Below are 12438 nucleotides of genomic sequence, written 5' to 3'. Positions count from 1 at the left end.
GCCACCGAACTGATTCGGCAGCTCCGCCCCAGGCGCGACAGGGAAGTTGTCCGGTAACATTTTTAGTGAGGCAATGCGCGATCAGGCCCGTCCGCTGCTCGGACCGCCACGAAACGGTCGCAAAACCGAGGATTTCCTCCGTAACGCCTACCTCGATATCCCAGCCGTCGTCGAGGCGCTGCGCCAGCACTGGATGCCCATCCGCTACGCACGCGACCGCTAAACATCGCGGACGTGGGAGCTCATACCGGTTACTTTCTATCGGCATGGCTCTTCCGGGCACGGCGCAGGCGAGTTGGCGTCGCTCTTGTGTGGTTCTTCAGCGGATTTTTGACATCCGCCCTCGCGCGGGCCTGCCCTCACGATTGCTGGTCGGCTCCCACACACCATTCCGACGTCTGCGGCTTGGCAAATTCACATATCCTGCAAAGCAGAAAGCCATCCGTTCCGTTCATGCGATCGACGATTTCGCTAAATGTTCGCCCTTCGAACAGGTCTTCGTACTCGTCGCGCAAAAGATTGCCCAGGACATGACGCCGCTCAAAATCCATGCAACACAATGTAACGTCGCCGTTTGGAAGAAGGACATTACGATACTGTTGTTTGCCCATGCATGTCAAAGGTCCGACGACCGGCTGTCGCGGCTTGATGATATTCAAATCAATATGTCCCCGCCTGCTACTCAGCGGCCGCAAGCGTTTTAGCATTTTGGCGGGAATGATGTCGGCGAGATCGGGATGGACGTTTCCGAGAACGACGAATCGAATTGAGGGAATGTTCGCCTCGACCAGTCGGCGCATGACATTGAGATAGGTCTTTCCGATAAGGCGGCTGTTCATATAAGTTCCGTCATCGGGAACGTGGACAACGAAAGCGCTGAACTGGAGCACCTGCAAGCGCCGAACGTCACTCCCGTTCATTCCGACAAGCGTCGTGAAGATTCGGACGTCGTGACCGCGTGCGTACGCATGCTCAACCATCCCGGTGCACGCCGGATGCAGCCAAGGTTCCGAGTAGCCGGCAAAACCGATGCCGGTAGCTGTTGGTACGCGTGCCAGACATCGCTTGAAATCCTGAACACCGAGGTGCTTCGCTTGGGACACGGGTCTTTGACGATCGGCGAACCTGTCCTGCGGGCAATAAGAACATCTGACGATGCATCCAGCGGTCGTGGTTATCTCCAATACCCTGCCACCAGGATGGGATGCGCGCGAGTTCTGTAACATCATATGGTATGCCGTCATTCTGCCTGGTCCTTTCAGGTGCCGGAGCAAGAAGTTGCTGGAGAAGGAGAGTCGCCATCAGTGCGCAACTGCTTGCTTTGCTCCTTACGGATCGCAATTAAAGTGCAGGTCGGTTATCGAAATGGCCTAAACGAAGCTCCAGTATCACGGCTCACAATGCGCCGAGTTTCGATATTGCGCGCACTGAAGGACTACCGATCTGCCGTGTCGAATACTGCTCTCTACGCGTTGAGCGCCGCTTAGTACGGTTGGGCTGTCACTTACATCCTCGTTTCGTTTCGGCCGTCAGGTGCTGGGTTCGATGTCCTCGCGTAAGGGTCTGTGGAGACGCTTTTCGGAGCAGTAGTGATGCTTAGCCTGCATCTGAGCGGGCCAAACGGGCGTCTCAAATTTCTCCCGATGGCGGCGCGGATTTCCGGCCACAGTTTCATTTGCCGCGCAGGGGATAGCCCATCGCGAATGGTTCGGACCATAAATGGGATAGATATAGGATCGAGCATCGCAGCCCTTGGCTGCGATCCTCCGCGAAAGCTTCTGTCGGTCAGGACGATGGATGAAGCAGGCCGCTTGCCAGTTGAACAACAAATTAGTGTCCCTCGGCGCGGAGCGGCGCTAACGGATCTGGTCGGCGACAATCAGCGCTAGTGATTGCCACGGCACCGATGCGGACAACGGGTAACAACTTCAAGTGCGACCGTGACGAGCCAAAGATGTCGCATTTGGTACTTTTAAAAAGTGGAAAGCGGCTGCCACATGGCGCCTGTTTGATAGGTCGAGCAGCGATTTAGCCGGCATTAGGCGGCACCGGTGTGGCGATGATGGCTCTCAGATCCACTGGAGCAGATGAGTTGGAAAGTCAATCCGATCCTTACTGCCGGAAATGGTAGGGGAGACCTCCTGCGCTTTGGGGGATACTCTGTTTGGAGCGACGACCTGCTCGCAATCAAAGCGCCACAGTAGTCGACACCATGGATCGCGACCACGCGGATCCGTAAGCTCTTGAGCGAGCAGAATCGGCGGGAGACGATCATGAAAACGCGATTGGCAGACTTGGGAGCCGATGATGCGTCAAGTATTCCGCTGAGCAGCCTGGATGTAAGCGAAGCCAAGCGCTTTCAAGATGATAGCATATGGGGGTGCTTTGAGCGGCTGCGAAGGGAAGATCCCGTTCACTACTGCCAAGACAGCCGCTATGGCCCATATTGGTCCCTCACGAAATACCGCGATATTGTAGCAGTAGATACAAATCACAGAACATTTTCGTCGGAGCAAGGTATCACTATCGTCGACGTGCCTGACGAGCACTGGACCCCAAGTTTCATCAAGATGGGGCCTCCGAAACATGCCGAGCAGCGCAATGCCGTAAGTCCGATAGTTGCACCGGATAACCTGACGAAGCTCGAAAGCCTGATCCGCTCTCGGGTCAGGGCAATTCTGGACGGCTTGCCACGCAATGAACCGTTCAATTGGGTCGACATGGTGTCCATCGAGTTGACGACGCAGATGCTGGCCACACTCTTCGACTTTCCCTTCGAAGACCGGCGACTCTTGACCCATTGGTCGGATGTCGCTGTCACTCCTCCGAGAGCAGGTCATGCGGTCGACAGCTGGGACAAACGAAGTACAATCTTGTCCGGATGCCTGGACTATTTCACCCGACTTTGGCACGAGCGCATCGATGCCGAGCCGCGTCTCGACCTCATTTCCTTGATGGCGCACTCGCCCGCCACGCGCCATATGACGCCGGATGAGTTTCTCGGGAATCTGCTCCTGCTGATCGTGGGAGGCAACGACACCACCCGCAACTCGATTACCGGCGGCGTCCTGTTCATGAATCAGCACCCGGGCGAGCTACGAAAACTAAGCGACAATCCGGGGCTGGTGGCGAGTGCCGTGTCCGAGATTATTCGATACCAGACGCCGATCGCACATATGCGACGTAACGCTGCAGCAGATTGCATCATAGGTGGGAAGCAAATCAGGAAGGGCGACAAGGTCGTCATGTGGTACATCTCTGGCAACCGGGACGAAGAGGTCATCGAGAACGCCGACAGCTTCGTCATCGACCGCAAGAATGTGCGGCAGCATCTTTCGTTCGGATTCGGCATCCATCGGTGCGTTGGTCGACATCTTGCGGAACTGCAGTTGAAAGTCCTCTGGGAAGAGATTTTGGATGCGCGACTGGAGGTCAAGGTTGTCGGCGAACCCGAGCGAATTGCATCTAACTTCGTGCACGGCTATTCCGCACTTCCCGTGCGGATTGCAGCCTAGGCCCTGATCGCGCCGGTGTGGCAGCCGGCACGCGGTTGGGTTGGGCTCGCCCTGAACGATCTTCGCTGCTCCAAGCAGCGAAGATGGTTTGATTGACGCGAAGTGCTGCAGGTCGGGGTCCAGTCAACAACCGGGCAGACGTTTGAAGTGCCCGTGAGGAGCGATAGGCGTGGCGCGCGCGGGCGCCTTGCAAGCGCCTGACAGGCCGAAAAGGCAACCTCAGCGGTTACTCCGATGCCCCGTCTCCGGTTGCCTTGGATAGCCGGAACCGTAGAGGCCGATGAGCTTGATATTGAAGATTGTAGCGGTGGCAGCGATTTTCCTTGGAGAAGCGCTTTCGATCATCGCCGAGCTGATTGCCTTCACGGCAGTTTGGAAAGGCCAGCGGTGATCTGGCAATACTGTTGCCGATGTTTCTCCTGATATCCTTCGGTGGCATCCTGCTCGTTTTCGGATACGCGCTAGGCTACATGCATCTGAAGAATATCTGGATCATTGTCGCAATATCGGTCGGAACTATTCTGGTGGTGGAGCCGATACTCACCCTTCTGCTCTTTCGGGATCTGCCGACAGCCGGTTCGCTGATCGGGCTGACGCTCGGCGCACTTGGTGCGTTCGCTGCCATATTTCTGTAAGGTGGGTCTGACCGGGCCTGGATGGGCGGCGGCTTCGCGAGATATGTTTTGCAAAGGATTTACGAAACGTCGATTCTGCACGATTCGTGCGTTGGGAGAAAATGTTGTTGCTCATGGCCTTCTACGTCTCGCCACAATCGGTGTATGGCCGCTCGGTTCGTGAGCTCTTCGGTGTAAGTCTCCTTCCTAAGAGCGGAACGCGTGCGGCAGCCGTAGGTCAGCCATCCGAGTATACGCAGGTCATTTCTGCCTGACCACAACTCACTATTCAGGGCGCGAGCGTTCTCCTCGCTGCTTTCCAGCGTTTGGGATGGCTTTGGCCCAGTTCGTGTGCACGAAGCCACCGGTAGAGGGGAGGGACTCTTACGGATCGCCTCGCGGCCGATACTGTCGCAGTCCACAGTGCAGATAACGGCGAGGCGCCTCGCGCAGCAGTTATGTGCTGCTAGTGACTGTCCCGCAGCTGACGCGGCCATTTCCACATCGCGGCCCCCAACGGTACAGCAGCTGCGAAAGTGGACCCACGGCGACTTCGGCCTTCTTGTGCATCCGGAAAAAAACGCTCTCGGTCAGCTACTCGTCAGCCAAGCGCGCTATCCGGGCAGACTGCACATTGTCGAATTTATCGGAGATAAGATATGAGAGGCGTTGGCCGAGCTGGCACATCGCATGTTGGGGCTGCGGGATCCGACAGCGCCGGGGGGTTAAGCAGTTCGAGCCTAGAGCCCCGCCTCGTCCCAGGGGAACGCAGTCAATCTTTCGACGCCGTCGTGGAGCGGATGCGCTCCGGTCCTCAAGATAGAACCGCGCCGCTCGCGAACCAGCCACCAACTTCGGATGTGGTGGCGCCAACGCGGGACGAGATCAACGCAGCAAAGCGAGAGTTGGGCAGCCTGCTTGAGGAGTTCAATACTTGTCGTCGGGCGGCCTCGCACGCCCCGAACTTTCCCGAGGCGCAAGAGCTGATCGACCAAGTCGTTAGGGCAGGCTCAGCAATTCTGGACTACTACGCCCATCTGCCCCCAGATTTGGCGCGGCGCATTCTGCCCGACGAGCGGGCTCGCCGGTTCCGCGATGACACGCTGGACGCGGGCGCCGAATGTAACGCGGTGGCCACGCAGATTATCTACCAACTTGAGGAAAACAGAAAGACAGCAGCAGGATGGCTCGAGAAGGTCAAAGGCACCGCTACGCCCGACCAGCTGAGCCGCGTGGTTGCAAGCGTGGCGGAACACTATGCGGCCTGCATGGAGTGGTGGGGAAAGAAGGCACTGCGCTCGGAGCGGATGCAGACCGTCTGCGCGGCGACTGCCGACTTGCCAAGCGCTACGGCCGAGATGCGCAAGGCCGAAGAGGCTGCACTGCGACTGCATACCGGCTGGGCACTCAATACGAAATGCATGTATCTGCAACAGCTGATCGCTCTCGCGCAGGTCTTGATTGATGTGCAAGCGAGCACGTTCGGACCAGCCGTACACGAATTTCTCATGGACGGGAACGGGCGGGTGCGTCTGCTCGGTACCTTCATCCGGGATGTTTTTCCGGCGTTCGTCTCGACCATGGAGGCCGTTCTGAACAGCAACGGGGCGCCGCTCGACGCCGAGCATCGCGCCGTTCTGGAAGGAGTCATGGAGCGGCTTTCGGAATTCGCTTCAGGGGTGAGCTCAATGGTTGCCACGCTGAGGGAGGCCGGAACGGGAGCTGACCTTCCGTTGGGATTGCTGGACGAGATCGTGGAAGGTGCGTGGCTTACGGCGAACGAAGTCATGCGGCTGCTGGCAGTGCAGCCAAAGTTAGCAGCCACGATTGAACCGCCGGCTTGGGCTGCGCTGGCGGAAAATACCGCCGTGGTGGGCGAAGGCAGTGCAGCGCGCAGAAAGGGCAAAGGAAGGCGCGCAGCGGCCGCAGGCGAGGGGAGTTCGACGGCCCGCCCGCCCGAGCCGCAACTCGCCAGGCTCGATGCGGCCACGGCCTCGACAGGCAAGGTTATCGTGCTCTCGGATCTCGGTACCAAGAAACTCGCGACCGCGGAGGAGGTACGCGCGAGGGCGTCATCCACCACCGAGCACCTCCAGATGTGGCAGGCTCCGCCCTCCAGGAAAGCACTGGCGGGATTACTCGAGCGACTGGATGAGCTGCTGCAGTTCGATCTGCCGGCTCAGCAAAGCGCCGTCTCGCAAGCGCGCCAGATGAAACCCGAGGACGCCGACCACGTCTTGGATCTCGTCATTAAGCGCTCGCAGACGCAGGCCGCCGAGATTGAGGCCTGTGTAGCCGCGCTGGAGGAGCCTCGCCGACGTGGCCTACTCACGGCTGCGCAAGTGCCCGAAGTGCACGAAAAAATAGTCCGGCTCAAGACGATGTGGTCCCAGGTGCAGGGACAGGCAAACTCATTGAACGCGGGAAAGGCAGCGATCACGAGCGATTGCATGAAGACCTATGCGTTTCCATCGCAAAATTACCTTGAACAGTTGCGGGCGGCGGGGGAACTGGCGTCAGTGGATCCACCGCGTGCCTTGAAGGAGGAGCCAGGGACGCTGTTCGAGATCAAGCTGCAGCCCAAGGCGCTCCGCAGTGGTGCGACGCCAAGCCCGATGTGGGTGCACATCCATACCAAGCGGCCGGTATATGCCTGGCAATTGGCAACGCTGGGCGACCGCGACTTCGCCGCTTGCCACGTGAAGTCCAATGAACAGCGCGGCTATAATCAGAACTGGCAGAACGCTCGAGCCGCCGAGGGGCACGAGAACGTCGTGATCCACCGCGGCAAGCTCACACCTGCGTTTTGTAGGTCGTTGTTGAGCACCGCAGCTGGCGGCCAGGCGTGGTACCACCTTCCCGATCCGGGACACGTGTCGGCGCAGATGGGGCGACTGGGAATCTAGTGAGCTTCTTGTCTCGCGGCAGTAAGCCGTTCGATGGCAGCTTTCATGCCTCCAGGTCGGCTCGGCGGATTACCTGAGCCGCACCGGGCCCTTCAACTCCATCTCCCAAAGGATGGAACTCGGGGGAAGAAAACACGCACCAAATCAACGAGAGGCTCGTCGGCCGGCGAGCCGGATCATTTTCGATCACCGGCAAGTAAGCTCTCACTAGGAGGCGATTGGTGGCGCCGAAGATCGGCGCGCGGGCAGGAAGCTATAGCCGCTGAGCGCGGCAGGCGGAAACATGTGCTTGGTCCCGGCGGACGATCCGGTTGGATGTAGCCGCGCTCGGCCTGAAAGGCCTGCATGTCCGCCGCGAACTGACGGGCAAAGCTCCGGTGGGATTTGGCTTTCGGATGGTTGGCTATAGCGCGACAATCTGGCTGGGCACTGTCATCCTCATTGCCGCGCGGCAGTTGGCATGCCCGAGAGACAAGCATGCCCTCCGGTTTGACGAATCGACTTTGCAATGCACAATGACGCCGCCTATCCGTTTGCTTCTCTTGATAAGGCGACGAGAGCCCCAGCATCCCGGCCTCCAGGTCCCCCAGAAGATGCTGGGGCTTTTCGTTCTTCCTTGAGTGTCTCAGCCGCGTGAGGGCGGAGCTGCTTCTTGTCAAAGGCTCACGGCGGCAATTCCAATACCGGAATTCACATCGATATAGAGGCGGCAATTTACTGTTCGATCGCCATCACACACTGAGTAAGGATGGCATCGCTGAATAAGCGATGCCTCCGCAGCCCGATCAGCATGCCGGGCTCTGTCCACTGAGCGCGGCGCGAGCTCACGACAGCAATCTGTACCATTGGTCTAACCGATCTTTACAGCTCGATGCCGTGCGCCCCAAGCACCCGGTGCATCACCTCGCTTTTGATCTCGAGGGCGATCTCGTTAGGGTTTGAGGTCCGAGCGTCCGCTCGGCATCGGCATCGCCCGCTAGGCCCACTTCGGCGAGCCCTTGGTTCAGCCGAACTTGAAACTCCTCGCCCATCGCATCGACGAGCCGCTCCTCCATTTCTGCATGCTCTTCGGGGGCAGTGCGCCTGAGCACCGTTTCCCAAGGTTGCCAACGCGTTGCTAGATAGTCCGCAAAGCCTGTGGCTTCCCGCTGTCGCACCGTTGCGATCGCGCTCGCAACGTCGTCGCCGGTAACGTGAGAGACCGTCAAAAAGCGCATGTCGGGGGCGACGTGTCGCAGCTCCAGCGGCTCGCGCAACTGGGTCTGGTAGGCGAGGTAGACCTCGATCTCGTCGACCGGCTGTCCGCGATCCTTGAATTAACACTTCATTCTCTCACTCATCGCTCTGGCAGATTATTATTCTGACGCGCCACCGATCATATCGGCTGACTTCTGTCCATCTCCTCGCCTGCCCGCAATCGATAACGACTTTGGCCGCCTGAGCGAATCAAGCGATATCGCCGTCCAGATCGAACGCGCAATACGCGGCCGACGCATCCTGCTCCGCATGAAGTCCCATCGTCCAGACCTGCGCATGGGTTCAGTTCGGCAGGACGAGATAGTGGAAAGCACGCCGCGCATCGATCTCCCCGCCCCCGTTAGTCGTCCCTGAAGAACCCTGACTATAGGCAGAGGCCGTAGAACCAGGTCGGACTTGTAAGGCTTCGCCCCCCGGTCCTTCAGGGCGCTATGCCTGACGTTGAGCCACAGACGCGCCTGGTCAGCCTTGCCATCGTATCCCCGGGCGAGGTCGCCGGACGTGGTCAGAATATTGCCAAGAGCCGGCAATGACGGTATCGCGGCGAGCGCTTCAAGCGCGCGCAACGCAAAAAGACGGAAAGGTTCCGAATCCCAAACTGCGAGCCGAAGCACGATAGCCGCATATCGTCATCTGACCGAAAGATCGATCAGCTAATCGTCTTTAGGCAGTATGCGCGCGAGTTGGTCCTCGACCCCCACATTGTAAGCCTGAGAAAGGGCGGCAACATGGAGGCCAACAGCCGCACGGAGTTCTCCTAGGGCGAAATAAAAGTCGGTCTCGGCCCGTCCCGGACCACCTATCTGCGAAAGAAATTGGTGACAAGCCCGTCGTATCCCGCGTACAGCGGCCTCAGCAGGTGATTTGCTATCGAGCTTGCCAATAACATTGGTGCACTCGCTGCGTATGTCGTCAACAGACGGATCGGCCTTTTCCCGCATCTGCTGATCGGGCGTATTGAACAATATACGGCGATCTTCCATGTACGCAAATCAATCCTTGGACCGCTTTTTGTTCTGCGTCGCTTACCTCCCCCTACGCCACCACCGATACCAAGAACGCTAAGGGAAACTGATTTTACTCGGACCTTTTTCCCGTGAGAGGCCATGTTCGTCTCCTGTAGCTGAACAGGTGCTTCGAATTGATGCCGACCCCAATCTGGTCACCGAAATAGGATACAACCCGTCGCCCTCCAAGGAAGCACCTTCTGGGCAGGAGACTACCATAAAGCGGGTGAACCGGCCCCAACCAACTCAGGTTTCGGCTCGCGATCGAGAAACGCGTTCCAAGGCTTCTCCAATGCGCGCGTCATGCTCTGCCTGAGCAAGTCTAATCTCGAGTGAGGCGGGCGTTGCAGCCCCGTCTGAAATGTAGCGACCGTACGCCCCGAAATCCCATGACTTTACAAAAGCCAACTTATCGCTCGGATCATATCCTTGCAGCAAATCAGCGATATCGTACAGCTTCTCGGGCATTCTATAACCGGGCGATTCGCCAGTCATCGCGAGGGTCTTCTAAAATGAGCCTGCGGCGTTCCGTCGTAAAACAATTCAAGCGCTAGATTGCACTATGGACCATTTTCTAGCTAAAGTCGAACAAACGGATCAAAAATAATCATCTTACTTACTTCGAGGATGGGCTCATGAGCGGTCGATTCAAATTTGCGAAGCGCCGAATTCTTCTGTCGTTGATTTTGACCCTGACAACTTCCAATGCATGGGCCTGGGGCGAAGAAGGGCATTCGATCGTCACTGAAATCGCACAGCGGCGGCTCTCTCAGAACGCGGCGCAGGCCATAACCTAGATACTTCAGGCGAGCCCCAACGCGGCACGACCCCGTCACTTGCCTCGATTTCGACCTGGGCTGACGAGGTCCGCTACAATGGTCCAAAGCCGAATGAGACCTATAACTGGCATTTCGTCGATATTCCGCGACAGGACACGCACTACGATCCGGCAACAGAGTGCCCCAAGGAGAAGCCTGAGCAAGGCGACTGCGTCATTAACGAGCTCTCGCGTTTAAAGAATGACCTGCGTTGCACCGCCGGCGACAACAGCTTCGAGCCCTCAAATTCGCCGTTCACTTCGTCGGTGACATTCATCAGCCGTTTCACACGATATGGGAAAGCAGCGGCGGCAACGGGATCGCAATCAAGGTGATCCAGTTCAAGGGCAAGACCTGCACGGCGGACAAGTGTTCGACGCCGCCCGACAATCTTCACAAGATGTGGGAGACGACCTTGATACGCGCGATGGAGTACAATTGGCCGACTTCTGTCGATAATCTTGAGTCAGGTTGGCTGACCAGCGATGCTGCGAAGACCGACACCAAGCACGATCCGGTCATGTGGACTGAGGATGCTCACAATGAAGCGATCGCCCGCAATATCTGGGTAGCTGGTGATACCCTGGACCAAGCTTATTACGATCGGGCTACACCACTCGTAACGCAGCAACTCGGCTTCGCTGGCCTACGCTTGGCGCGGTACCTGAACGACGTCTTCAGTTCGTCGCAGTGCCCTTATACCTACCAAGTGACAGCTCCGACTAACGGATAACCATCTGGCCAGGAAGCGCAGAAGATGACGTCGGCAAACCCAAGCTGCGAGACGCGTGAGGACCTCATCTCGTTGGGCCAGCATTTGCCCCTCCTGGCTGAGGCACTGCACGGTCCCGACGATGTAAGCATTGTTGCCATCGGTTCTTCGTCGACGGTAGGCGAAGGAGCGAGTTCAAAGGAGAACTCGTACCCGAACAAGCTCGCGCCCGCGCTGAGCGCCCGCTTCCCGGGCCCAAAGATCAATATGCATAATGTCGGCTTAAACGGCCAAGAGGCGCCAGACGAGGCTGCGCGATTCAAGAACGACGTGCTCGCGTTCAAACCAGCGCTGGTAATTTGGCAAATCGGCACGAACGCCGCATGGAAAGACTAATTTCTAGACGACGTTGGAGCGGCCATTCTTCGGGGCCTAGATCACCTCTCGGGCGCGAACGCCGACGTAGTCCTTATGAGCCTTCAATGCGCACCCGCTGTGCTTGACCAACAGGAGAGGCCGACCGCCGCGACCGAAGAGATGCTCCGTATCATCGGCAAGATTTCGACGGAGCACGACGTCGCTCTGTTCCGCCGCTTTGAACTCATGCGCAGCTGGCACCTCGATCGTGGGCCCCTTTGATCAGATGATCAGCAATTTTGACGGTAAGCGCGAATTTCTCCGCACCTTTTGCTTTTGAGTGCTCTGATGCATGAGGTGTCCACCAAATAGGTGGACACCTTGTGATGGCAGCGGATGATCAGAAACTGCGGGTCAGGCTTGTTGGCCGGAACGGTCGCCGGCGCTACGAGGCGGCATCGAAAGAGCGTCTTGTCACGGCCTGCCTTGAGCCTGGGGTTTCGGTATCGAGGCTTGCGCTCGAACATGGGGTCAACGCGAACCTGCTTCGGAAGTGGATCAAGAAGCACACCGCGACCAGGTCGCTGCCGCCGTCCTCACGCCCGGCGTTCATCCCGGTTCAGCTTGAGGGGTCCGCCGATCGAGCCCTGTCGCGGCAAGACGGCGTGGCGACGGTGGATTTGCCGGCGACTTGCGATGAAGTGCGTGCTTCGGAACCCAAAGGGACTGCAGCTTTTTGTTCTCCGGCCAAAGTGAGCGTGTCGCTGCCGAACGGCGTGAAGCTCGCGCTGGAATGCGGCGATGTGGATGCATTGACGGCGATCATCGGAGCACTGGGCCATGTTCAGACTGGGCGGTGACCTGCAGGTCTATCTGCACCGTGAGCCGATCGACTTCCGGGCTGGCATCAATAGCCTTGCGGTCCTGGTCCAGGAGACGATGGCGCTCGATCCATTCACTCCGGCGGTTTTTGCGTTCTGCAATCGCCGTTGCGACCGGATGAAGTTGCTGTTCTTCGACCGGTCCGGCTTTGTGCTGGTCCTGAAGCGGCTGACCGAGGACAAGTTCCGATGGCCGCGCCGCCAGGAGGCGGTCGTCCGGCTTACGACCGAGCAATTGCACTGGATTCTTGACGGCATCGATATCGATGCGATGGTCCGCCATCCGGTGCGGCAATATCAGGTTGCCAGCTGAGCTCTCGAGTTGAGCGGTTGACGCGTCGGTACGGTTCAGATTCAAGAATCCGATGAAT

11 protein-coding genes and 2 pseudogenes are annotated in these 12438 nt (G+C 58.2%); 9 read left to right on the top strand and 4 right to left on the bottom strand.

Annotated features, from left to right (window positions below):
• Positions 1–73: 73 nt before the first annotated feature.
• Complete coding sequence (locus H8A95_RS13755) at positions 74–223, top strand: hypothetical protein (RefSeq protein ID WP_229169632.1); 150 nt, start codon at positions 74–76, stop codon at positions 221–223.
• A gap of 136 nt (positions 224–359) precedes the next feature.
• Here H8A95_RS13755 and H8A95_RS13750 read toward each other — a convergent pair whose 3' ends face one another.
• Positions 360–1103, bottom strand: a complete 744-nt coding sequence (locus H8A95_RS13750; RefSeq protein WP_229169631.1) for a radical SAM/SPASM domain-containing protein — start codon at positions 1101–1103, stop codon at positions 360–362.
• Positions 1104–2273: 1170 nt separating this feature from the next.
• Between H8A95_RS13750 and H8A95_RS13745 the strand changes: the two genes are divergently transcribed.
• The 3 genes from H8A95_RS13745 to H8A95_RS13735 all read left to right on the top strand — a co-directional run bounded on the left by H8A95_RS13745 (position 2274) and on the right by H8A95_RS13735 (position 7035).
• Entirely contained in the window at positions 2274–3515 is a 1242-nt protein-coding gene (locus H8A95_RS13745) for a cytochrome P450 (RefSeq protein WP_229169630.1), read from the top strand.
• 404 nt (positions 3516–3919) lie between these two features.
• A complete protein-coding gene (locus tag H8A95_RS13740) occupies positions 3920–4150 on the top strand; it encodes a hypothetical protein (protein ID WP_229169629.1) in 231 nt (76 codons plus the stop codon).
• A 638-nt stretch (positions 4151–4788) separates the two neighbouring features.
• Complete coding sequence (locus H8A95_RS13735) at positions 4789–7035, top strand: hypothetical protein (RefSeq protein WP_229169628.1); 2247 nt, start codon at positions 4789–4791, stop codon at positions 7033–7035.
• Positions 7036–7896: 861 nt separating this feature from the next.
• Here the strand turns inward: H8A95_RS13735 and H8A95_RS13730 are convergent.
• From H8A95_RS13730 to H8A95_RS13720, 3 genes and pseudogenes are all read right to left on the bottom strand, one after another.
• A pseudogene (locus H8A95_RS13730) lies at positions 7897–8330 on the bottom strand (NEL-type E3 ubiquitin ligase domain-containing protein); the annotation flags it as partial.
• Between the two features lie 615 nt (positions 8331–8945).
• Positions 8946–9275, bottom strand: coding sequence for an RsbRD N-terminal domain-containing protein (locus H8A95_RS13725; protein WP_229169627.1), 330 nt, complete (start codon positions 9273–9275; stop codon positions 8946–8948).
• 270 nt (positions 9276–9545) lie between these two features.
• Positions 9546–9794, bottom strand: coding sequence for a hypothetical protein (locus tag H8A95_RS13720; protein WP_229169626.1), 249 nt, complete (start codon positions 9792–9794; stop codon positions 9546–9548).
• A gap of 140 nt (positions 9795–9934) precedes the next feature.
• On the opposite strand from H8A95_RS13720, the gene H8A95_RS13715 reads away from it, so the two are divergent.
• The 5 genes and pseudogenes from H8A95_RS13715 (at position 9935) to tnpB (ending at position 12380) form a co-directional block, all read left to right on the top strand.
• Entirely contained in the window at positions 9935–10096 is a 162-nt protein-coding gene (locus tag H8A95_RS13715; RefSeq protein ID WP_229169625.1) for a hypothetical protein, read from the top strand.
• 47 nt (positions 10097–10143) lie between these two features.
• Positions 10144–10850 (top strand): annotated as a pseudogene (locus H8A95_RS13710) (S1/P1 nuclease).
• 24 nt (positions 10851–10874) lie between these two features.
• A complete protein-coding gene (locus H8A95_RS13705) occupies positions 10875–11225 on the top strand; it encodes an SGNH/GDSL hydrolase family protein (RefSeq protein ID WP_229169623.1) in 351 nt (116 codons plus the stop codon).
• A 347-nt stretch (positions 11226–11572) separates the two neighbouring features.
• Positions 11573–12046, top strand: coding sequence for an IS66-like element accessory protein TnpA (tnpA, locus tag H8A95_RS13700; RefSeq protein ID WP_229183656.1), 474 nt, complete (start codon positions 11573–11575; stop codon positions 12044–12046).
• Positions 12027–12380: an IS66 family insertion sequence element accessory protein TnpB gene (tnpB, locus tag H8A95_RS44440; protein WP_420839384.1), complete on the top strand. Its 354-nt coding sequence runs from the start codon at positions 12027–12029 to the stop codon at positions 12378–12380. Before tnpA ends, tnpB begins: the two co-directional genes overlap by 20 nt.
• Positions 12381–12438: the final 58 nt, after the last annotated feature.

The organism is Bradyrhizobium oropedii (assembly GCF_020889685.1).
Classification (GTDB): Bacteria; Pseudomonadota; Alphaproteobacteria; order Rhizobiales; family Xanthobacteraceae; genus Bradyrhizobium; species Bradyrhizobium oropedii.
This window is presented reverse-complemented; position numbering and strand designations above follow the sequence as displayed.